At 74.2% G+C, this 21,877-nt stretch carries 20 protein-coding genes and 1 pseudogene; 8 read left to right on the forward strand and 13 right to left on the reverse strand.

Annotated elements, in window-relative coordinates:
* Positions 1-615: 615 nt before the first annotated feature.
* From HDC93_RS30320 to HDC93_RS30335, 4 genes are all read right to left on the reverse strand, one after another.
* On the reverse strand, positions 616-903 hold the full coding sequence (locus tag HDC93_RS30320) for a hypothetical protein (RefSeq protein WP_185014040.1): 288 nt from the start codon (positions 901-903) through the stop codon (positions 616-618).
* A complete protein-coding gene (locus HDC93_RS38875; protein WP_311774656.1) occupies positions 891-1,337 on the reverse strand; it encodes a class F sortase in 447 nt (148 codons plus the stop codon). The genes HDC93_RS30320 and HDC93_RS38875 overlap by 13 nt, the downstream gene beginning before the upstream one ends.
* A gap of 226 nt (positions 1,338-1,563) precedes the next feature.
* Positions 1,564-2,394: a DUF4397 domain-containing protein gene (locus tag HDC93_RS30330; RefSeq protein WP_185014041.1), complete on the reverse strand. Its 831-nt coding sequence runs from the start codon at positions 2,392-2,394 to the stop codon at positions 1,564-1,566.
* A 96-nt stretch (positions 2,395-2,490) separates the two neighbouring features.
* The gene (locus tag HDC93_RS30335) at positions 2,491-3,123 is read right to left on the reverse strand and encodes a sigma-70 family RNA polymerase sigma factor (protein ID WP_185014042.1); all 633 of its coding nucleotides are present in this window, start codon (positions 3,121-3,123) and stop codon (positions 2,491-2,493) included.
* 171 nt (positions 3,124-3,294) lie between these two features.
* Between HDC93_RS30335 and HDC93_RS30340 the strand changes: the two genes are divergently transcribed.
* The 4 genes from HDC93_RS30340 to HDC93_RS30355 all read left to right on the forward strand — a co-directional run bounded on the left by HDC93_RS30340 (position 3,295) and on the right by HDC93_RS30355 (position 8,195).
* Entirely contained in the window at positions 3,295-4,386 is a 1,092-nt protein-coding gene (locus HDC93_RS30340) for a MerR family transcriptional regulator (protein WP_185014043.1), read from the forward strand.
* Positions 4,387-4,654: 268 nt separating this feature from the next.
* Positions 4,655-5,899, forward strand: coding sequence for a lycopene cyclase family protein (locus tag HDC93_RS30345; protein ID WP_311774657.1), 1,245 nt, complete (start codon positions 4,655-4,657; stop codon positions 5,897-5,899).
* Positions 5,896-6,612 (forward strand): class I SAM-dependent methyltransferase, encoded by a 717-nt coding sequence (locus HDC93_RS30350; RefSeq protein WP_185014044.1) that lies wholly within the window; start codon positions 5,896-5,898, stop codon positions 6,610-6,612. Before HDC93_RS30345 ends, HDC93_RS30350 begins: the two co-directional genes overlap by 4 nt.
* Positions 6,609-8,195, forward strand: a complete 1,587-nt coding sequence (locus HDC93_RS30355) for an FAD-dependent oxidoreductase (RefSeq protein ID WP_185014045.1) — start codon at positions 6,609-6,611, stop codon at positions 8,193-8,195. The genes HDC93_RS30350 and HDC93_RS30355 overlap by 4 nt, the downstream gene beginning before the upstream one ends.
* A 58-nt stretch (positions 8,196-8,253) precedes the next feature.
* Here HDC93_RS30355 and HDC93_RS30360 read toward each other — a convergent pair whose 3' ends face one another.
* The 7 genes from HDC93_RS30360 to HDC93_RS30390 form a co-directional block, all read right to left on the reverse strand.
* A complete protein-coding gene (locus HDC93_RS30360; protein ID WP_185014046.1) occupies positions 8,254-9,267 on the reverse strand; it encodes a DUF5914 domain-containing protein in 1,014 nt (337 codons plus the stop codon).
* Positions 9,260-10,243 carry a phytoene/squalene synthase family protein gene (locus HDC93_RS30365; RefSeq protein WP_185014047.1) on the reverse strand — a complete coding sequence of 328 codons (984 nt, stop codon included), beginning with the start codon at positions 10,241-10,243 and terminating at the stop codon, positions 9,260-9,262. Before HDC93_RS30365 ends, HDC93_RS30360 begins: the two co-directional genes overlap by 8 nt.
* On the reverse strand, positions 10,230-11,783 hold the full coding sequence (locus HDC93_RS30370) for a phytoene desaturase (RefSeq protein ID WP_185014048.1): 1,554 nt from the start codon (positions 11,781-11,783) through the stop codon (positions 10,230-10,232). The genes HDC93_RS30365 and HDC93_RS30370 overlap by 14 nt, the downstream gene beginning before the upstream one ends.
* Positions 11,780-12,967, reverse strand: coding sequence for a polyprenyl synthetase family protein (locus HDC93_RS30375; RefSeq protein ID WP_185014049.1), 1,188 nt, complete (start codon positions 12,965-12,967; stop codon positions 11,780-11,782). The genes HDC93_RS30370 and HDC93_RS30375 overlap by 4 nt, the downstream gene beginning before the upstream one ends.
* A gap of 274 nt (positions 12,968-13,241) precedes the next feature.
* Positions 13,242-14,615 (reverse strand): deoxyribodipyrimidine photo-lyase, encoded by a 1,374-nt coding sequence (locus tag HDC93_RS30380; protein WP_185014050.1) that lies wholly within the window; start codon positions 14,613-14,615, stop codon positions 13,242-13,244.
* A 4-nt stretch (positions 14,616-14,619) separates the two neighbouring features.
* Positions 14,620-16,203 carry an SDR family oxidoreductase gene (locus HDC93_RS30385; RefSeq protein WP_185014051.1) on the reverse strand — a complete coding sequence of 528 codons (1,584 nt, stop codon included), beginning with the start codon at positions 16,201-16,203 and terminating at the stop codon, positions 14,620-14,622.
* 117 nt (positions 16,204-16,320) lie between these two features.
* Entirely contained in the window at positions 16,321-18,432 is a 2,112-nt protein-coding gene (locus HDC93_RS30390; protein ID WP_185014052.1) for an MMPL family transporter, read from the reverse strand.
* 88 nt (positions 18,433-18,520) lie between these two features.
* On the opposite strand from HDC93_RS30390, the gene HDC93_RS30395 reads away from it, so the two are divergent.
* Complete coding sequence (locus HDC93_RS30395) at positions 18,521-19,030, forward strand: MarR family winged helix-turn-helix transcriptional regulator (protein ID WP_185014053.1); 510 nt, start codon at positions 18,521-18,523, stop codon at positions 19,028-19,030.
* A gap of 299 nt (positions 19,031-19,329) precedes the next feature.
* Here HDC93_RS30395 and HDC93_RS38880 read toward each other — a convergent pair whose 3' ends face one another.
* Both HDC93_RS38880 and HDC93_RS39805 read right to left on the reverse strand, forming a co-directional pair.
* A complete protein-coding gene (locus HDC93_RS38880; RefSeq protein ID WP_260419846.1) occupies positions 19,330-19,626 on the reverse strand; it encodes a hypothetical protein in 297 nt (98 codons plus the stop codon).
* Between the two features lie 76 nt (positions 19,627-19,702).
* Positions 19,703-19,867 (reverse strand): annotated as a pseudogene (locus tag HDC93_RS39805) (transposase); the annotation flags it as partial.
* On the opposite strand from HDC93_RS39805, the gene HDC93_RS30405 reads away from it, so the two are divergent.
* The 3 genes from HDC93_RS30405 (at position 19,791) to HDC93_RS30415 (ending at position 21,798) form a co-directional block, all read left to right on the forward strand.
* A complete protein-coding gene (locus HDC93_RS30405) occupies positions 19,791-20,363 on the forward strand; it encodes a hypothetical protein (protein WP_260419847.1) in 573 nt (190 codons plus the stop codon). The pseudogene HDC93_RS39805 and the gene HDC93_RS30405 sit on opposite strands and share 77 nt — an antisense overlap.
* Positions 20,364-20,510: 147 nt before the next feature.
* A complete protein-coding gene (locus tag HDC93_RS30410) occupies positions 20,511-21,263 on the forward strand; it encodes a GntR family transcriptional regulator (protein ID WP_185014055.1) in 753 nt (250 codons plus the stop codon).
* Between the two features lie 340 nt (positions 21,264-21,603).
* Entirely contained in the window at positions 21,604-21,798 is a 195-nt protein-coding gene (locus tag HDC93_RS30415; RefSeq protein ID WP_031132511.1) for an SPOR domain-containing protein, read from the forward strand.
* The last annotated feature ends 79 nt before the right edge of the window (positions 21,799-21,877 follow it).

Consider the following 21,877-nt stretch of genomic DNA (forward strand, 5'->3'; position numbering starts at 1 on the left):
AGTAGCTCCGCTACGAGGGCTTCCCGGCGCCTTGCGACGCACGGCACCAGACCACGCGCCCTGATCGGACGCTCATAGTGAAAGGACCCCTAAGTCGGTTCGGTGCGCTGGGAAGGGCCGCCGTGTTGGGGCGGCCTCTCTCGAAGCATTGCTTTTCGCAGGTCGTAGCGCTGTGCCGGATGTGCGGGTTCGGTTCAACGTATGCGGATGGCAGGTGTGTGCCGTTCGGTCGAGTCGGTGTAGTCGAGAACTGAATCACTTGGTGTGATTCATATTGCAGTGATTGCGTGCCGGTGAAGATTTTCTTCGGGGGGCCGGTTCGAGCGCGACATCCTCCCCGACACCGTCGCGAGCAGGCCGGTCGTTCGCCACGGTAGGACAGAGCGAGGCCGGTGCAGGAGGATCGGCGTGGACGCGGATGACAAGCCCCGGCTCCTGGCCGGTGAAGCACGGGTCAGGGCCGAGCCGACGACGGTGCGGTCCGGCGGGCAGCGGCGCTCGGAGAACCCCTACCAGCGCGCCAAGTACCTTGAATCCCGAAGGCGCGTCATCGCAGGCAGGAGCATTCCGTTTCGACGTCCGGCGGGACCGGCCAGCCCCCAGGGCGCCCGGCTCTTATGACCCGGGCCCCGCGTCGTGCCACGGGTGGTGCGGCGGTGAGGGTGTGCCCGCCTCGCGGGAGACCTCCCGGGTGATGCGGAGCCAGACGTCTTCGGGGGGCGGGGCCGGCAGGTCCACCGTCTCCGCGGTGCGTGCCGCCGTCACCAGTCGGGTCAGCATGGCGAGTTCCTCGCGGCAGCGGGCGCAGTCGTCGATGTGACGCAGCGCCTCGGCGTCGGCGTCGGTCGGGGTGGCGTTGCTCAGCGCCAGTTCCACCAGGTGCGCGGACTCTACGTGGGCCACTGCGTCCTCCCGACGGGTTCCGCCGTGACGACGAGGTTCGATGCGTAGCCGCCCTGCTCGGGGAGGTACGGCGGCGCGCAGGTGATCAGGATGAGGGCCGGGGGGCCGGAGCGGCGGAACGTCGAAGGGGGCAGGGCTTCCTTCGGCACGGTGAGACGCAAGACGACTCGGTAGGTCACCGGCTCGCCCCCCGCGCGGCGCACCTCGATCCGGTCTCCGCGCCGCATGTCGTACAGCGCCAGGAACTCGCCGAGGGCTCCGGTGTCGGTGTCGACGTGCCCGACGAGGACGGCCGAACCACGGGCACTGCCCGGCGCGGGGCCGTGGCGGTACCAGCCGGCCACGGCCGGGTCGTCGGGGACGGTCATGTCCCCTCGGGCCGTCACGCCCACCAGGCTGATCCGGGCGTCGAGGCCGGTGCGGGGTGCGAGCACGCGCCGGGGCGGTGGCGGATCCTGCCCTGCGCCGGGGGCCGCCGCGCCGGGTCGTGTATCCGGTGCCGGTGTACCGGGGGCCGGGGCCGCCGCCGGCCCGTGGTCCAGCGGCTCTGCCGCGAAGTCGGTCGGAGGTGCGGCCGGGGCCGACGGCGTGGGCGGAAAACCGAGGACGGCTGCCAGAGCGGCAGCCGCCCCCATCGGTCCCGTCAGCCGTCGCGGGCCGTCAGCCACGCCGGTGGGCGAGACGGCGGGCCATCAGCACGCCGGTCACCGCGACCGCTCCGGCCCCGGCGGCGAAAGCCGGCCCCAGGTCGGAGGAGTTCGTCGCGCCGGCGGCACCGCTGCCGCCCGCCGGGACGCCGCGGGGCGACGACGCCATGCCGCTGAACGTCTGCGTCGCCAGGGCCAGGTTCTTGTCGTCGGCGCTGCCCCAGGCGTAGACGACGTTGCTGGTGCCTTCGCCGAGCTTCAGGTCGGCCGGGCCGATCGCCACGGTGTCCGTACCGGCCAGCACCACATCGGTGTTGAGGGTGCCCGCGTCGACCTCGGCGGTGTCCTCCTTCGGGTTGTTCAGGTTGCTGAAGACCGGCTGTCCGCCGGCCCGGACGTCGACGGCGGGCGCGGCGGCGACATGGCGGACCGTCAGACGGGCCTTGCCCGCGTCGACCTGGGAGACGTCGTTGGTGAAGGCCGTCAGTTCCGGTTTGCCGTCGGCCGACAGATGCGCGGCGACCGTGGCGTTCGCGCCCTCCGGCACCTCGATCTTCTTCTCCAGGGCCGGAGTTCCGTCGGGGCCCTGGCCCGCTTCGAAGATCTGGATGTCGTAGGCCCCGGCATCGAGGGACTTGGGGTCCGTCACCGTGCCGGGCTTGAAGTCGCCGATCAGTTCGTCGCCGTTGGCGTACACGTCCACGGTCATGCCGGGGATGCCGTGGAAGACGGACACCATGGCCTTGTCCTCCTGGTCGGCCAGGGCGGGCGCGGAGACGCCGAGGACAAGGGCACAGGCGCCGGCCGAGGCGGCGGCGAGGGCGAGGCGGGTGTGAGAGGTCATGGGAATCATCCCTTCGAACGGAGCCTCCGTACGGTGCGAGTCTCAGTCCTGTTTTCAGGTGTGGGGGCCGCCGCGGATGCGCGTACGGCGTCACCGCTACCGGTCCGCGTCGGGGACCGCGGGCTGCTCGATCACCAGGCGCAGCCGGTGCAGGCCGCGACGGGCGTGGCTCTTGACCGTCCCCAGGGGCATGCCGGTCCGCTCCGCGATCTGCGCCTGGGTCAGGTCCTCGTAGAAGGCCATGCACAGCACCTCCCGCTGGTGCCGCGGCAGCCGGGCCAGGGCGTCGACCAGCAGCACCCGGTCCAGGACGCGGTCCGGTACCGCTTCGTCGGGTCCGGTGGTGTCCGCGGCGCGGCCTGCCGAGTCGATCAGCGTCAGCCGCCGCGTCCTCGCCGCCAGCGCGTCGACGATCTTGCGGCGCGTGATGCCGACCAGCCAGGCGCCGAGCGGGCCCCGTTCGGGACGGAAACCGGCCCGGCCGTGCCAGGCACCGAGAAAGACCTGCTGGGTCACGTCCTCCGCCTCGTACGTGTCACCGAGCAGTCGGGTGGCCATGGTGTGGACGAGCGAGCCCCAGCGCCGGTAGATCGCGGCGAACGCCTCCTCGTCGGCGGCGACGAGGCCACGGGCCAGTTCCTCCTCGTACCGCGTTTCCTCCGCGGGCACGGTGGGCGCGGCGGGCACGGTGGGCGCGGCGGGGGTGGTGAGTCGCGTGTTCGTGATCATGGCCTGGTTCCTCCTGCTCCTCCTGCAATGCGTCGCGCGGGGACGGAAGGCCGTCTGCCGAACCGCACCGGTCGCGCTGTGCGGAGCCGCGACCATGCGCTCGGAGCCAGTGTTCGGCGCACAAACGACGCAACTCAACATGCGTCGTTTGTGCGTCGTACAGTCGGAGGTATGGGTACACACGAACGGGACGGCGAGGACCGCGGACGCGGGGGCGTGCCGCTCGGCGGTGGGCTGACCACCGGCGAGGTGGCCAGGCGGCTGGGAGTCGCGCCCACCACCGTCCGCACCTGGGACCGCCGCTACGGCCTCGGCCCCGACGCCCGCACCGGTGGCCGGCACCGGCGGTGGACGGCGACGGACGTGGCACGGCTGGAGCGGATGTGCGCCCTGACGACGACCGGGATACCGCCCGCCGAGGCGGCGCGCACCGTGCTCGGCGAAGCGACGCAAGAGCGGGAACCGGTTGCGCTGACCGCCTCGGCCGGGCCGACCGCCCCGGCATCACCGGACACGCTCCCGCCCTCGCCCCCGCAGGCGCAGGCCCCGGCCCGCCGGACCTCCGACGCGCCGCCGCTGCCGTCCGCTCGTGCCCGCAGCCGCGCGGGCAGCGGACTGCGCCTCGGTGACGTCCGTCAGGAGTGCAAGGGCATCGCCCGTGCCGCTCTGCGCCTCGACGCCGTCGCGCTGGACGAGCTGCTCGAGGCCGCGATCGTCGAGCACGGGCTGGTCACCGCCTGGACCGAGGTGATCATGCCGACCCTCCAGGCGGTCGGCCGCAAGTGGGAGAGCTCGGGCGAGAGGTACGTCGAGGTCGAGCACTTCCTGTCCTGGCACGTCTCCGGCGCGATCCGGCGTGGTGCCCCGTCCTCGGCCGCCGACCGCCCGGGCGCGACCATCGTGCTCGCCTGTGTGCCGGGGGAGAACCACACGCTGCCCCTGGAGGTGCTGGCCGCCGCGCTGGCCGAACGCGGCCTGCCGGTGCGCATGTTCGGCGGGGCTCTGCCCGTGGAGTCCCTGGTCACGGCCGTACGCAGGACCGGGCCTGCGGCCGTGGGGCTGTGGGCGCAGTCCCGGACCACCGCCAGCCGGCCGCTGGCCCAGCACGTGGCCGCGATGGAGTGGGGGGTGCGGGGCGCCCGCCGCAAGCCGGTGGTCCTGACGATCGGGCCCGGCTGGAGCGGCCGGACCGTCACCGGCCTGCCGCGTCCGACGGGGCTGGCCGAGGCCGTCGCGGTTCTGGAATCGGTCGTGTCGCGCTAGCCACCGGCGGCTGTGTCCGGAAGTCTCGTGGGATGTGCTTCGGCGGGCTGTGTCCGAGAGTCTTGTCTGATGTGCCTCGGCCGGCTGCGTCCGGAAGCCCCGTCGGAAGCCCTCCGGCCGACCGCATCCAACAGTCCCTCCCCATGCGCCCCGGCCGACTGCATCCGAACACGGCCGTCGGCCCGAAGCGGGACGGAAACCAGCACACAGTCGACCGGCCGGGTGGCCGGGAGCGGGGTACGGAGATGAGCGGCGCGTGGTGGGCCCGGTGAGCCAGGGGCCCGTCGGCACGTCGGACGTGGTGGTCGTCGGGGGCGGAGCCGCCGGTCTCAGCCTCGCGCACCGTCTGGTCGAGACCGGCGTGGCGACCGTGACCGTGGTGGAGCCGCCGGACGGTCCCGCGCGCCCCGCGGAGCGGACCTGGTGCTACTGGGACCACGGCGATGGTGACGACGACGCTGCCGGCGGAGGTGACGGCGGTTTCGACGAAGCCGTCACCGGCACCTGGCCCCTGCTGCGGGTGCACGGCCCCGACGGCAGCCCGCTCACCGTCGACCCGGCCCCCTCGCGCTACCGCATGGTGCGGTCCACGGCGTTCGAGCGACTGGTGCACGCCCGGCTGGAGCGTTCGCCCGGCGGGCGGGTCCTTCGGGCCACGGCGGACTCGGTGCGCGACGTACCCGGCGGCGCGGAGGTCCGCTGCACCGCGGCCGACGGCCGCACGCTGACGCTGCGCTCCCGCTACGTGTTCGACTCGCGGCCCCTGCGCGCCCTGCCCCCGGCCCGGACGCGGCTGTTGCAGCACTTCCGCGGCTGGTTCGTGCGCACCCGCACCGACCGGTTCGACCCGGCGGTGGCCGACCTCATGGACTTCCGGGTCCCCCAGCCGGGGCACGGGCTCGCCTTCGGCTACGTATTGCCCCTGGCGCCGGACCGGGCGCTGGTCGAGTACACCGAGTTCTCCCGGACCCCGCTGACCACCGCGGCCTACGAGGCGGCGCTCGGCCACTACGCCCGCGAGGTGCTGCGCCTGGGCGAGTTCACCGTGGACGCGGCCGAGCAGGGCGTCATCCCCATGACCGACGCCCGCTTCCCCCGGCGGGCCGGAGCGGCCGTCTTCCGCATCGGGACGGCGGGCGGTGCGACCCGCCCCGCCACCGGCTACACCTTCGCGGCCGTGCAGCGGCACAGCCGTGCCATCGCCGCCGCTCTGCGGGACGGCCGCTGCAGCGTGCCCGCACCGCACGGGCGCCGGGCGCTCGCCATGGACGCCGTGCTGCTGCGGGCCCTGGACACCGGGCGCATCGACGGCCCCGCGTTCTTCACCGGCCTGTTCCGCCGTACGCCCCCACAGCGCCTGCTGCGCTTCCTCGACGGAGCCACCTCGGTCCGGGAGGAGTGGGGCATCGGACTGCGCACCCCCGTGGGCCCGATGCTGCGCACCGCACTCGAGGTTCCCTTCCTGCCCCGCCGCCCCCACCCCGCCCCAGGAACCGGAGAGAGCCCCCGATGACCCTGCTGCGCGACCGCGACCTGGCCCACGCCTTCGACCACGCGTCCCGCACCTATGACCGCCTCACCGGCCTCAGCCCGGGGTACGGTGCCGACCTGCTGCGCTCGGCGCGCCGGCTGAGGCTCCCCGGGGGCGGGGCCGGACTGCACCTGCTCGACCTGGGCTGCGGCACCGGTGCCTCCACCCGGGCGCTGCTGCGGGCCGCTCCCCGGGCGCGGATCACCGCCGTGGACGCCTCCGCGGGCATGCTGCGCCGGGCGCTGGCCAAGCCGTGGCCCGACAGCGTGCGGTTCCTGCACCTGAGCGCCGAGGAACTCGACGCGGCCGGCGAAGGCCCCTTCGACGCGGTCTTCGCCGCCTATCTGTTCCGCAACGTCTCCGATCCGGACGGAGTCCTCGGCACGGTGCGGACCCTGCTGCGTTCGGGCGGGCGCCTCGCCGTCCACGAGTACAGCCTCGGCGGCTCGCCCGCGCACCGGGCGCTGTGGACGGCCGTGTGCCGGGGAGTGATCATCCCGGCGGGCACGCTCACCGGGGACCGGGCCCTGTACCGGCACCTGTGGCACAGCGTGCTCGCCTTCGACACCGCCGCCGAGTTCACCGGGCGGCTGACGAGGGCCGGGTTCACGAACGCACGGGCCCTGCCCCTCGCCGGGTGGCACACCGGCATCACGCACACGTTCGCGGCCACGGCGGGGGAGGCCGGCCGATGAGCCGCGCGGCGAGCAGCCCGACACCCCCGCGAAGCGCCGCCCGCCGCGGGCGGGACCGCAAGGCCGAAATCCTGATGCCCACGCCCGGCCGGGCCCGGTTCGCGCCCGGGGACGCGCCGTCCGTCGCCGTGGTGGGCGGCGGCATCGCCGGACTCGCCGCGGCCACCGGACTGGCCGAGCGCGGCGCCCGGGTGACCCTCTACGAACGCGAGGACGCCCTCGGCGGTCGCCTCGCCGGGCACCCCACCCGGCTGGCCGACGGCACCGAGGTGACCATGAGCCGCGGCTTCCACGCCTTCTTCCGCCAGTACTACAACCTGCGCGGCCTGCTACGGCGCACCGACCCCGCCCTCAGCCGCCTCACCCCGCTGCCCGACTACCCCCTGCGGCACAGCGGCGGACTGACCGACAGCTTCGCCCGCGTCCCGCGCACCCCGCCCCTCAGCGCCCTCGGCTTCGTCGCTCTCAGCCCCACCTTCGGCCGCCGCGACCTCTCCGCCCTGGACGCGCGGGCGGCACTGCCGCTGACGGACGTGCGCGTGCCCGACGTGTACGCGCGCTTCGACCAGGTCAGCGCGACCGAGTTCCTGGAGCGCATCCGCTTCCCCGAGGCCGCGCACCACCTGGCCTTCGAGGTGTTCTCGCGCAGCTTCTTCGCCGACCCGCGCGAACTGTCCGCCGCCGAACTGATGCTGATGTTCCACATCTACTTCCTCGGCTCCTCGGAAGGGCTGCTCTTCGACGTGCCCGACGAGCCCTTCCCCCAGGCCCTGTGGGAGCCGCTCGGCGACTACCTCCGGCGCCTCGGCGCGACCGTCCGCACCGGCACGGCCGTCCTGGGCGTGGAGCCCGCCGGCACCGGCGGAGCCGAGGTGCGCACCGGCACCGGCACCGACCGGCACGACGCGGTGGTGCTCGCCCTCGACACCGGGGGACTGCGCGGGGTCGTCGCCGCCTCGCCCGGCCTGGGCACCGCCCCCTGGCGCGACGGCATCGCCGCCCTGCGCACCGCACCGCCGTTCCTCGTCTCGCGGCTCTGGCTCGACCGGCCGGTCCACGCCGACCGCCCCGGCTTCCTCGGCACCAGCGGCTACGACGGCCTCGACAACATCAGCGTCCTGGAACGCTACGAGGGCGAGGCCGCCCGCTGGGCCGCGAAGAACACCGGTTCGGTCGTGGAACTGCATGCCTACGCCGTCGGCCCCGCCGCGGACCGGGAGGACGTGCAGGACGCGCTGCTCGGGCAGTTGCGGCGGATCTACCCGGAGACCCGGGAGGCGCGCGTGGTCGACGCCCGGCACGAGTGGCGCTCGGACTGCCCGCTCTTCCCGGTCGGCACCCACCACCGGCGCCCCACCGTGCGGACCCCGCACCCGTGGCTGACGCTGGCCGGCGACGGGCTGCGCTGCGACCTGCCCGTGGCCCTGATGGAACGCGCCGCCACCACCGGCTTCCTGGCGTCCAACGCGTTGCTCGCCGGGTGGGGTGTCCGCGGCCAGGTGCTGTGGACCGTGCCACGGGCGGGCCGCTCCCGGGTGCTGCGGGCACTCGCCGGGCTCGCGGAGCGTCGGGTACGCCGGTGACGCGGGGCCGCCGGACGGGCCCGGGCCGCTCCGCGCAGGCCCGTCCGGCGGGGTCGTGTCAGCCGGGAAACCGCCCGCTGCCGCGCAACTCCCAGCGCCTCTCCGCGTAGGCGAGGTCGTCGCGCCACAGGCGCCCGGCGGTGCGCCGCATCAGGGGGCGCAGCACGGGGGCCGCGGCCCGGGCCAGGGCGAAGCCGCGCCGGTCCGAAGCGGCGACGACCGCCTCGATCACGGCCGTCCGCGGTGGCCGCGCGTCCGCGGCGGTCAGCGGCGTGGCGTGGGTCTCCACCACGGACGTGGCGCCCTCGCCGTCGGTGATGCGCATGACGACGGTGCGCGGCTCCGGCGCGGTGAACTCGGCCCGCACGGGCACCACCAGACGGCCCGCCACCCGGAAGGAGACGTCCACCTCGAAGGCGTCGTCCTGGTCGTCCTCGTCGCCCCGCGGCTCCCTCACGACCGTCAGATCGACGAAGGAGTACGGGTGGAACCAGGAGCCGTGCCACGGGTCGAGCCGGTTGGCCACCACGTCCTGCGGTTCGCACCGCCCGACCGCCGTGTACACGGCGTCCACCCCGCTGCCCGGTGCGGGACGGTCCGGGACCACGGGCCGCTCCGTCGGCTCCTCGCCGCCGACCGCGTCCAGCCGTACCCACACCAGCACCCCGTCGTCGTGGGCGGGGTACGGCTGCCAGCCGGCGAACGCGGAGCCGTCCAGGGCCAGTCCGTGCCAGTGGCACACCAGCGTGCCGCACACCACCCGGCTGTCCCGCAGGGGTGCGCCGAGGTGCGGGCATGCCCCGGGACCGGCCCTCAGGTCGCCCGACCGAGAGCGCCACAGCACCACTTCGACACCGCCGACGGTCCTGCCGCAGGGGCTGCCCGGGCGCACCTCCCGGGAGGCGCCGGCCACGAACCAGTTGCCGGAGGGCCGGGCGGACGCGCGCTTGAGGGTGTCGGCGATCAGCGCCGGACGGGCCGCGCGCCAGGTCGGCGTCTGCTCCGCCCAGCCGGGGCCGCGGCGCCGCCTGAGCGGTGAGGTCCAGCGTGCCCTGTCCGTCCGGTCAGCCACGGCCCGGTCCTTTCCGTTCCAGTGCTGCGCGGTCCGCCGCGGGCGGCGCCTGCCACCGGGCGCGGGCCACCTTGAGGACGCCGGCCGCGGCGGTGGCCGCCCGCCGCCGGCGGGGTACCACCGCCCGGCGGTGCAGCACGGTGTAGTCGTGCCGGGCGATCGCGTCGAGGATGCCGCCGTACAGCGTGAACGCGGTCCTGATGCAGGGGCGCACCCGCGGGTCGAGCATCGCGATGCCCGGTTCCGCGTCCCGGTACACGTCCCTGGTCAGGGCCTCGGCGGCGACGAGTGCCGCCCGGATCCGCGGGTCCCCGCGGCCGCTGCGCCTGCTCCACTCCAGCAGCGGCCGGTCCACGCCGTGGGCGGCGAGCAGGTCGGCGGGCAGGTAGACGCGACCGCGGTCGAGGTCCTCGCCCACGTCCCGCAGGAAGTTGGTCAGCTGGAAGGCGACCCCGAGGGCCGCCGCGTGCGGTGCCGCCTCCTCGCGCGGGACGACGGTGCCGAGCACGGGCAGCATCTGCAGGCCGATCACCGCGGCCGAGCCGTGCATGTAGGCCCGCAGGTCGGCGTAGGTCGGGTAGTCCGTGACGGTCAGGTCGGCGCGCATCGAGGCGAGGAAGTCGCCGAACAGGTCCACCTCGATGCCGTACCGGTCGGCGGTGTCGGCCACGGCCCGGACCACCGGTTCGGTCCCGCCGCCGGTGCGCAGCGCGTGCGTGAGGTCGCCCTCCAGCCGCTTCAGCAGCAGGTCCCGCTCGTGGGGGGTCAGACGCCGGTCCAGGTCGTCGACGATGTCGTCGGCCCAGCGGGCGAAGCCGTACAGCGCGTGCACCGCGGAACGGCGTTCCAGCGGCAGCAGGCGCGTGGCCAGGAAGTAGGTCCGGCCGTGCCGGGCGTTGAGCCGCCGGCACACGCCGTAGTCGGTGCGCAGGCCGGGGTCGGTGATCCCGGCGGCGTCCAGTTCACGACGGGTCATGGGCATCTGCTCCGGTCGGGATGGTCGGGCGGCGGTCCGAGGGCCGGCTCGCCCGGGTGCGGCTCCCGGTGACGCGGGCGGCGGCGAGTTTCCCGCTGATGAGCACGGTCGGCACGCCGACACCGGGTGTGGTCCCGCAGCCGGCGAGCACCACGTTGTCCACGCCGCGGACGAGGTTGCGCGGCCGGAAGGGACCGGTCTGGGCGAAGGTGTGGGAGACGGAGAAGGGGCTGCCCGCCGCGTGGCCCTGGGCCGTCCAGTCGAGGGGGGTCACCAGCTGTTCCCGCTGGATGCTGTCGCCGAACCCGTCGAGGCCGCGGCGTTCCAGCTCGGCGACCAGGGTGTCGCGGTAGCGCGGTCCGAGGTCGCGCCAGGCCGTGGCGGACGGGCCGACGTCGGTGTTGGGGCAGGGTGCCAGGACGTAGTGGAGGTGGTGGTCCGGCGGTGCCAGGGAGGTGTCGTGCGTCGTCGGGCGGGTGATCAGCAGGGACGGGTCGCTCATCAGCGTTCCCGAGCGGGTCAGTTCGTCGAAGGTGCGCTCCCAGGCGCCGCCGAAGGACAGCGTGTGGTGGGCGAGGTGGGGCCAGGTGCGGTCGGTCCCCGCGTGCAGGACCACCGCGGACGGCGAGTGCCGCAGCCGTACCGGACGCCGGGGTGCCCGGCCCAGCAGCCGGTGCGCGGCGGGCAGTTCGCAGGTCAGCACCACCGCGTCGCAGGCGATGCGCTCGCCCGAGGCGAGGTGGACGGCCCGCACCCGGCCCGCCGAGCGTTCCAGCGCGCTCACCTCGGCCGACCAGCGCAGTTCGGCACCGGCCCCGGCGGCCACGTCCGCCATCGCGCGGGGCAGCGCGTGCATGCCGCCCCTGGGGAACCAGACGCCGGCCACGGTGTCCATGTAGGCGATCACCGCGTAGGCCGCGAGCGCCCGGGCCGGTGCCACCCCGGCGTACAGGGCCTGGAAGGAGAAGACGCGGCGCAGGCGGTCGTCGGAGAGGAAGCGGCCGATCGCGCCGTCGAGGCGCCCGAAACCGCCGAGCGCCGCCAGTCGGGCCAGGTCCGGGTGCGCCAGCTGGAACGGCGAGTCGAAGTTGGTGTCGATGAAGCGGCGCATCTGCGCCCGGTACAGCCGCTCCAGCCACTCCCGCAGCCTGCGGTAGCCCGCCGCCTCCGCCGGTCCGGCGAAGCGCCGCACCTCCGCCTCCATGGCGTCGCCGTCGGTGTGCACGTCGAGCGAGGTCCCGTCCGCGAAGCCCGCCCGGTAGGCGGGGTGCAGAGGCAGCAGCTCGACGTGCCGGTCGAGGTTCTCGCCGACGGCCGCGAACGCCTCGTCGGCCAGATGGGGCATCGTCAGCACGGTGGGCCCGGTGTCCGCCAGGTAGTCGCCGAGCCGCAGCCGCCCGGCCCTGCCGCCCGGGCCGTCGTCCCGCTCGACGAGGGTGACCCTGCGGCCCGCGCCCAGCAGATGCAGGGCGCAGGCGAGCCCGGACAGGCCGGCACCCACCACGACGACATGGTCCGTCGGTCCCGTCACCGTCCTCATACGAGCTCCTCCGCCTGCGGCGGGGCGACGCCCGAGGCCCGCTCGACCAGCGCGGCGAACTCCCGCCGTACGCCGGGGGCGGCGCCGGTCGCCTCGAAGTGCCGCAGCCCGGAGGCCGCCAGGTCGGCGATCCTCGCCTCCACCTCGGCCCGGGCACCCGTGCGCTCCAGCGCCGCCCGCATCCGCTCGACGGAGTGCCCGGGACGGGCGCCCGCGTCGGGGGCGAGCACGGCGGCGGCGTCCCGGTCGCCGGTGGTCTCCGCGAGCCGGACGGCGACGGCGAGGAGCGGGGTGAGTTTGCGGGCGCGCAGGTCCTCGTCGGCCGGTTTGCCGGTCAGCGCCGGGTCCCCGAACGCGCCGAGGAGGTCGTCGCGCAGCTGGAAGGCCAGCCCCGCGCACCGGCCGGCGGCCCGCAGCGCGCCCAGGGTGCGGGCGTCGGCACCGGCCAGCGACGCGCCCAGTGCCAGGGGCCGCGCGACCGTGTACCGGGCGCTCTTCAGGACGGCGATGGTCAGCGCCTCCTCGGCGCCGGACGAGCCGCTCGCCTGCGCCCGCAGGTCGCGGTACTGCCCGGCGACCATCTCGGTGCGCATGGCCCGCCACTCCTCGAACAGCCGCGGGCCGTGCGGCGAGGCGAGCGCCGTCTCGGTGAGCAGGTCGTCCGCCCACGCCAGCGCCAGATCACCCGCGAGCACGGCCGCCGACGTCCCGAACGACTCCGGGGCTGCGCCGGTACGGCCGGCCGGGTGGCCGCGGGCCGGCTCGGCGGAGCCGCCCGTGCGGTCGGCCGGGTGGCCGTGGGCGAAGTCCACGTGCATCGCGGGGGCGCCCCGGCGCAGGGGTGACCCGTCCATCACGTCGTCGTGGATGAGGGCGCAGGCCTGGAGCAGTTCGAGGGCGGCCCCCGTGCGCAGGACCGCGCCCGCGTCGCCCGAGCCGCCCGCGGCCCGCCAGCCGCACCACACGAACGCCGTACGCAGCCGCTTGCCACCCCGCCGGACGTACGCGGCGAGGCGGTCGGCCATGTCGGCGGCGAACACCGCGTCGGTGTCGCGGGCCTGCCGCAGCCGCGCCTCCAGCACCCGCTCCAGGACCGCCTCCATGGCGCGGGTGGCCCCGGGAGCGGTGAGCGGGGCGTGGTTCGTCTCCGCCGGTCCGGCCACCATCGGCCGCGGTCCAAGCATGCGCAACCCCTTCTCGCTTCCGGTCCTCCGCACATCAGTGCTTCCCCGGACAGAGGTGTTTCGGTTGCGCCGGATGGCGGGCTCTCCGCTGTGATCCGGGCTTTTGGCTGTGCTCCGGGCTTTTGGCTGTGATCCGGGCTCTCGGCCGTGATCCGGGCTCTCGGCCGTGATCCGGGCTCTCGGCTGTGATCGGGGCTCTTGGCTGTGCTCCGGGCTCTTGGCTGTGCTCCGGGCTCTTGGCCGTGATCCGGGCTCTCGGCCGTGAACCGCGCTCTCAGTCGCGGCCCCGGGCCTGCCGGAAGCGGGCCAGGCCCTCGCCGAGATCGAGGAGCGGCGCCGGATAGCGCAGCCGGGCCCGCTCGTCCTCCGGCAGCCGCCAGGGCTCGTGCACCGCGGCCCCGCCGACGTCGGCCAGTTCGGGCACCCATCGGCGTACGTAGGTGCCGTCCGGGTCGTAGCGCTTGCCCTGAAGGACGGGGTTGAGGACGCGGTGGGGGCGGGTGTCGGTGCCGGTGCCGGCGACCCACTGCCAGTTGAGCTGGTTGTTGACGAGGTCGCCGTCGACGAGGAACCGCAGGAAGTGCCGGGCGCCGATCCGCCAGTCCACGTACAGCGTCTTGGTGAGGAAGCTCGCCACCAGCAGCCGGGCCCGGTTGTGCATCCAGCCCTCGTGGCGCAACTGGCGCATGCCCGCGTCGACCACCGGGTAGCCGGTGCGTCCCTCCCGCCACGCGGCGATCTCCTCGGCGGCGTCCTCCTCGCCCCGCCAACGGTCGCCCCGGGAGCGGTAGTCCCGGACCGACGCCTCGGGCCGGGCCGCGAGGACCTGGTGGTGGAAGTCGCGCCAGCACAGCTGACGGACGAACGCCTCCGCCCCGGCGCCGCCCTTCGCCCTGGCCCGCCGGACCACCTCCACCGGAGACAGCGCCCCGAAGTGCAGGTAGGGCGACAGGCGTGAGGTCGCGTCACCGGCCAGGTCGTCGTGCCCTTCCTCGTACCGGGCCAGGCCGGTGTCCGCCCACCGCGCGAACCTGTCGCGGCCCGCCGACTCGCCGCCGGCCGGGAGGTCCGGCGACACGTCCGCCACCCCCGCGCGGGACTGCGGCTCCTCGCCGCGCACCGCCTCGGGGACGCGCACGGCACGCGGGGCGGGCAGGGGGTCGCGCAGCGGCTCCTCGCACCAGCGGCGCATGTACGGCGTGAAGACGGCGAAGTGGTCCGAGCCCTGGGGGGTCACGGCCCCCGGCGCGACGGCGGTGATCACGCGGTCGTGCACCCGCAGTGCGACACCGTCCGCGTCGAGTCCCTCGCGCAGTCGCTCCTCACGGCGGTGGGCGAAGCCGGTGACTCCCGCGGCCATGTGCACCTGCGTGGCACCGCACGCGGCGGCGACCGCGCGGACCTCCCGGGCGACCGGCCCGGTGCGCACGACCAGCCGCCCACCGCGCCGGCGCAGCGAGGAGTCGAGGTCGGCCAGGCAGTCGGCGAGGAACGCGGCCCGGTTGGGCACGTCGAATCCCACGGCGTGGACGGCGGGGTCGCGGACGAACAGGGGCACCACCTCGTCGGCCGCCTTCAGCGCCGCGTGCAGGGGCGGATGGTCGTGCAGACGCAGGTCCGAGGTGAACAGGACGACCGCGACGGTCATGGCGTCACTCCTGGTGCGGTGGTGCGGATTGCGTTCGTCGCTCCCGGAGGCTTCGCCGCTTGCGGGCCCGTCGGATGCGCGAGGCGCTCCGGCGTCCGCTCGGGCCCTCGGCCGCCGCCCGCGCGATGTTGCGTGCCATGCCCCCGAACACGGCGGAGTGGAAGGGGGCGACGCTCCACCAGTAGGCGTGGCCCAGCAGGCCGCGCGGGTGGAACAGGGCGCGCTGCCGGTAGCGGGTGCGGCCCTCGTCGTCGGTCTCGGCGTACATCTCCAGCCAGGCGAGGCCGGGCAGCCGCATCTCGGCGCGCAGCCGCAGCAGACGACCCGGTTCGATCTCCTCGACCCGCCAGAAGTCCAGCGAGTCGCCGACCCGCAGCCGCTCGGTGTCCCGCCGGCCGCGGCGCAGCCCCACCCCGCCCGCGAACCGGTCCAGCCAGCCCCGGACCGCCCAGGCCAGCGGGGAGGAGTACCAGCCGTTGTCGCCGCCGATGCCCTCGATCACCTTCCACAGCGTGGCCCGGGACGCGTTGACCGGCCGCTGCCGTTCGTCCTGGTAGAGGCTGCCGCCCGCCCAGTCGGGGTCGGTGGGCAGCGGGTCGCTGGGCGCCCCGGGCACCGAGGCGGAGGACCAGCGCGTGGAGACCTGCGCCTCCCGCACCCGGCGCAGCGCCAGGGCCAGCGCCTCGTCGAACGGCAGGGGCCGGCCCGGGGTGTCGGGCACGTACCGGGCGATGTCGTGCTCGTGGCAGACGACCTCGTGCCGCAGCGACTCGGTCAGCGGCCGGGCGAGCGAGGCGGGCACCGGCGTGACCAGGCCGACCCAGTGGCTGGACAGCCGAGGTGTGAGGACCGGGACCGGCACGATGAACCGCCGCCGCAGTCCGGCGACGGCGGCGTAGCGCCGCATCATGTCCCGGTAGGTGAGGACGTCCGGGCCGCCGATGTCGAAGGCCCGGTCGACGTCGTCCGGCATGGTGGCCGACCCGACGAGGTAGCGCAGCACGTCCCGGACGCCGATGGGCTGGGTGCGGGTGTGCACCCAGCTGGGGGTCACCATGACGGGCAGGCGTTCGGTGAGGTAGCGCAGCATCTCGAACGACGCCGAGCCCGAGCCGATGACGACGGCCGCGCGCAGCACGGTCGCGGGCACGGGCGAGTCGAGGAAGATCTGCCCCACTTCGGCCCGGGACCGCAGGTGCGGGGAGAGCTCCTCCTCGGGGACGCCTCGCGGCGTGAGCCCGCCGAGGTAGACGATCCGCCGTACGCCGGCGGCCCGGGCCTGCTCGGCGAAGATCCGGGCGGCGGTGCGGTCGGTGTCCTCGAACCCGGAGCCGGAGCCGAGGGCGTGCACCAGGTAGTAGGCGACGTTCACCCCGCGCATCGCCGAGGCGACGGACTCCGCGTCGGTGACGTCCCCCTGGACGGTCTCGGCGTGCGCCGCCCAGGGGTGGTCGCGGAGCTTGCCGGGGGAGCGGGCGAGGCACCGGACGCGGTGGCCCTCCTGCAGCAGTTCCGGCACCAGGCGTCCGCCGATGTAGCCGGACGCCCCGGTGACCAGGCAATGCAGCCGCTGCCCGTCCGTCGTCATGGTCGTGCCTCCGTTCTCCGACACCGTCGCCGTGCTGTCGGGTCACGGCCGGCCTTGACGCGAACACTTCCCGCCCGGGGCCCTCGGCGGATGCACGACACGGGCGCCGCCGGCGGTTCAGCCGGAGGGAGTACCGGTCCCGCCGCCATCCGGGCTTCGGCGGGCCGGCGTGCTCGGCCACCACGCCCGGGGCCCGATGTCGATCATCAGCGCGGGCACCAGCAGGGAGCGCACCACGAGCGTGTCGAGCAGCACCCCGAAGGCGACGATGAACGCGATCTGCACCAGGAACGCCAGCGGGATCACCATCAGGGCCGCGAACGTCGCGGCGAGCACCACACCCGCCGAGGTGATCACCCCGCCGGTGGTGGTCAGCCCGCGCAGCACCCCCTGCCGGTTACCGTGCACCAGCGCCTCCTCCCGGACCCGCGACATGAGGAAGATGTTGTAGTCGACGCCGAGCGCCACCAGGAAAACGAAGCCGTACAGCGGCACCGAGGCGTCCGTGCCGCTGAACCCGAGCACGTGCTGGAAGACCAGCGCCGACACCCCCAGCGTCGCCAGGAAGTTGAGCCCCACGGTCGCGACCAGGAGCACCGGTACGAGCAGGGAACGCAGCAGCAGCATCAGGATCAGCAGGATGACGGCGAGCACGATCGGCACGATGACCGTCCGGTCCCGGGCGGCGGTCTGCTGGGTGTCGTACTGTTGCGCGGTGTACCCGCCGACCAGCGCGTCGGCCCCGGGGACCGCGTGGACCTCCGCGCGCAGCCGTTCGACCGTCTCCTTGGCCGCGTCGCTGTCCGCCGCGGCCTTCAGGGTGGCGTCGATGCGTACGCGCCCGTCGACGACGAGCGGCTCGCCCGCCCCGGGACGGCCGGAGGCGGAGACGGCGCCGGCGGAGGCCACGCCCTCGGTGCTGCGCGCGGCGGCCGTCACCTCGGCGGTCCGGCCGGCGTCGGCGATGATGACGGCCGGGTTGCCGGACCCGCCGGGGAAGTGCGCGCCGAGCGTCGTCTGCGCGGCCACCGAGGGCGCGTCGTTCACGAAGATCTCGTCGAGCGGCACGCCCTTGGAGGACAGGGAGGGCGAGAAGGCCGCGAAGGCGGCCAGTACGAGCGCCGTCACCGCCCAGGTCCGCCGCGGCCGGCCGTTCACCGTCCTCGCGACCCGGCGCCACACGCCGGTTGCATCCCCGGACTCCTGCGGGGGCTTCGGCCGGGACGGCCAGTAGGCGGTGCGGCCCAGCAGGGCCAGCGCGGCCGGCAGGAAGGTGAGCGTGGCCAGCACGGCGCAGCCGATGCCGATGGCGCCGACCGGCCCGAGGGCGCGGTTGTTGGTGAGGTCGCTCGCGAGCAGGGCCAGCAGTCCGAGCGCGACGGTGGCGGCGCTGGCGGTGATCGCGCCGAACGAGCGGCGTACGGCGGCCACCGCGGCCCCGAAGCGGTCCCCGCGCAGGGCGAGTTCCTCACGGAAGCGCGCGGCCAGCAGCAGGGCGTAGTCGGTGGCGGCGCCGATCACCAGGATCGACAGGATGCCCTGGACCTGTCCGTCGACGCGGACCACGTCCCGGTCGGCCAGTGCGTAGACCACCGCGCAGGCGAGGCCCAGCGCGAAGACCGACCCCAGGATGATCAGGAACGGCAGCAACACGCTCCGGTACACCAGCAGCAGGATCAGCAGCACGGCACCGAGGGCCACGCCGAGCAGCAGTCCGTCGATGCCCGCGAACGCGTCCGACAGATCGGCCTGACTGGCCGCGGGCCCGGCGATCCGCGCCGTGGTGTCCGGCACGGCCCCGGCCGCCTCGCGCACCGCGTCGAGGACGGTGGGCAGTTCGTCGCCCAGGTCGGGCTCCAGCTGGACGACGGCCTGTAGCGCCTCGCGGTCGTCGGAGAGCAGGGCGGGCGACGGGCGGCCCACGACGCCGGGCTTCCCGGCGAGCGCGGCGACGGCCCGGGTGGCCTCGGCCTGCCGGTCCTCGGTGAACCGGGCCCCGTCCGCCGTCCAGACGACGATGGCCGGCACGGTCTCGGCCTGGTCGAAGGCCGCGCGGGCCTCCAGCACCCGGGTGGACTCCGCGCTCCGGGGCAGGAAGGCGGCCTGGTCGTTGGTGGCGACCTCGCCGAGCTTGCCCGCGTAGGGGCCGAGCGTTCCGCCCACGCCCAGCCAGACGAGGAGCAGGACGAGCGGTACGAGCCGGCGGGCCCGACGCTGTGCGGTTCTCATGCGCATCCCAAGCCGTAGGAGGTGAGCCACGGGAGAAGTAGCTCACTCATAAAGTATCTCAATGATTAAGAGATACTAGGCTGGGGGCATGAGCGGCTCCGGTGCACCCACGGCATCTCTTCCGGCGGACGACCCCACCGGGTTGCAGACCTTCGCCGTCTTGTTGCGCCGGATGAACAGCGAGTTCAACCGCATCGCCCAGGAGTTCGCCCAGGATCAGGGCCTGCACCTCACCGACATGCAGGCCCTGATCGCGATCCTCGACGCCGACTCCGACCCGGACGCGGGGGGCGAGCCCATGACACCGGGCCGCCTGCGGGGGCAGCTCAACCTCACGTCCGGAGCGGTGACGGCCTGCCTCGACCGGCTGGAGCGGGCCGGGCACATCCGCCGGGTCCGTGACGCCGGCGACCGCCGCGTGGTGCACCTGCACTACGCCGACACGGCCCGGGGCGTGGCCCGGGACTACTTCCGGCCCCTGGCCCGGAGCACCGAAGCGGCCAGGAGCCGGTTCAGCGCGGATGATCTGGACGTGGTCGTCCGGTTCCTCGCCGAGATGAACGCGGAACTGGCCCTGCTGCGCCGGGGTTCCGCCTGAGGGCTCGTCACACACGGGACGGGGCCGGACTCGTACGAGCCCGGCCCTGCGCTCAGGTCACTCCGGTCCCTGAGGGGCAGGCCGGGCGTACCGGCCTGGTGCCCCCGCTCAACCCGTGGAACCGCTCTCGGGAACCTCAGTCGCGGCCGATGGACACGACGTTGCCGGCCTTGTTGATCACGACCCAGATCTTGCGGGTGGCGTACTTCCACGTGCCTGGCGACTTCCACGCGGCCCCCGGCGCCCGACGGCGGCTTCACGGTGAGGGCGGTGTTCCCGGTGGGTGGGGCGGGCACGCGTCATTCCACCAGGACGTCCGCGACGTGACCGCCCCCGTCCCTCGCGAACGGTGGATCGCTGACCCACCCGGCCACGAGGACCAGCCCGCTGTCACGGTGGACCGTCAGTAACCCGAAGGGACGGTCGAAACAGGCCATTGCCCGGGTCGTCCCGTACGGCGGCTCCTCCGGCGACCGGCCCCGGTGGACCGCGGTGAACGTCGCCACCGCCGCCGCCCCGAACCCCTCGGCGCCGCATGCCAGGATCTCGATCGTCTGCTGCTGTTCGCGGTTCTCCTCGGTGCTGGACCAGGACACCCGGCACGCGCTGCTGGACCTTGCGCAGCCGCTTGAGCTCCTCGCGCTCGGCGCTGGTCAGCTCGCCGGAGGCGCCCTCTCCCCGGTCGGCCTTGGCCCGGCGGTACCAGCCGCGCAGGGACTCGGAGCTGAACCCGAGCTCCCGGGCCACGGCGGTGACCGTCTTGCCCGAGGAATCGACGAGCGCGATCGCGTCCCGCTCGAACTCCTCGGTGTACCGCTTCGTGTACTTGCTTCCCACCTGGTGCTACTTCCTCTGGAACCTCAGGTCCCAGACTCCAGGTGTCCACGATCAAGGGGAAGCTCCACTGCGCACCGACCCCACCACCCTCGACACCGACCAGGTCGTCTTCCTCTCGACGGCCAACGCCCTCGACACGGTGCTTCACGAGGGGCCCGAGAAGAGCCCCGAGGACGACCTCGCCGCCCACCGGGCCTGGGCCGGCCAGGTCCACGACGTGCTCGGCGAGCAGATCGAGGCCCTGCGCGGGCACTCCTGGCCGGCCGGTGCCCGCAAGCCCGTCGCCGACCTGGTCGAGGACATGGAGGGCGCCCGGGAGGAGTGGCGCAGGGCGAGCACCGCACGCGACGTGGACACCTACTTCGCGCACTCAGACAAGGCGTACGGATCCGTGGACGGCCCTGTGACCGTCACGGCGCGCAAGGCCCTCGCGCTGGGGGCGACGCCGCCCGCCTCCGGGGAGGACGAGAGAAGCACCTCCGAAGCGCAGGTGTGACGGCGGCCATAGCGGGGAGAAAGTGCCTGCGTAAAGCCCGCAGGCCCCCTATGTCATCACATCGAGTGATTCCCTGGCCTTTGCTTGCACCGCACAACCTACGGTTGCCACGCTGTTGCTGTCTGTACAACCTGATGGGAGCGGCCAGTGACATTCGGTGAGCAGCCGGCGTACCTGCGCGTCGCGGGTGATCTCCGCAAGAAGATCGTCGACGGTCAGCTGCCACCGCACACCCGCCTCCCCTCCCAGGCCAGAATCCGCCAGGAGTACGGGGTCTCGGACACGGTCGCGCTGGAGGCCCGCAAGGTGCTCATGGCGGAAGGCCTGGTCGAGGGCCGCTCCGGCTCGGGGACGTATGTGCGCGAGCGGCCCGTGCCCCGGCGCATCTCCCGCTCCGGCTACCGCCCGACCGGAGGCGCCACCCCGTTCCGCCAGGAGCAGGCCGACGGCGAGGGCCGCGGCACCTGGGAGTCCAGCAGCGAGCAGTCCGAGGCGAGCGTCGTGGTCGCCGAGCGGCTGGGCATCGAGCCGGGCGAGCGGGTCATGTGCACGCGGTACCTCTACCGCGAGGGCGGCGAGGCGATGATGCTCTCCACGTCCTGGGAACCCCTCACCGTCACGGGGCGTACGCCCGTGATGCTGCCGGAGGAGGGCCCGGTCGGCGGCATGGGCGTCGTCGAGCGCATGCGCGCCATCGACGTGATCGTGGACAACGTCACGGAGGAGGTCGGCGCCCGCCCCGGCCTCGCCGAGGAACTGCTCGTCCTGGGCGGCGTACCGGGTCATGTCGTCCTGGTCATCCAGCGCACGTTCTACGCCTCCGGCCGCCCCGTCGAGACGGCCGACGTGGTCGTTCCGGCCGATCGGTACCGGGTCGCATACCACCTTCCGGTCAAGTAGCGAACGCTCACATCCGCCCCGCGGCGCGCACCCCGCGCGCCCCGCTCACACGGTCGCCGTGCGGATGGTCATGGGCGGGGGCGGCGCGTGCCCCGTGACCCGCCGTCGTTTGCGCAGGTCGGCGCTCGCCTCTGCGGTATGCCCCGGACCGGTTGCGCCGAGGTGCGCCGACGGCGCGTTCGTCGGCGTGCGCCCCTGCGTTCTGGCTGGTTGCGTACCTCTTTGTAAAAAGCCGTGTTCGCTGCGTAAAGGTTAGGCGTAGGCTCGGGCATATGCGCATTGCGGTTTCCTTGGCGGGTGGGGCACGGCACAGGCCGCGGGTGGGAAGTGGAGGGGCGCGATGAACGACAGCACGGTCACTCTTCCCTGGCTCGTGATACGAGAGGACGACAACGGCAACCGCTACCGCGTGGGCCGGTACGCGACCCGGGCCGAGGCCCAGAAGATCGCGGACAGCCTCGACGGTCGCGGCCACAAACAGCTGTACTGGGTCGAGCGGCTCGGTCAGAACGGGTCGGCCGTGGCGCACGACTGAGCGTCGTGAAGGGCGCACGACCGACCATCGTGAGGGGCGCACGACCGACCATCGTGAAAGGCCCCGGGGACCCCGGAAG

It is taken from the genome of Streptomyces sp. AK010 (genome assembly GCF_014207295.1).
Taxonomy (GTDB): domain Bacteria; phylum Actinomycetota; class Actinomycetes; order Streptomycetales; family Streptomycetaceae; genus Streptomyces; species Streptomyces massasporeus.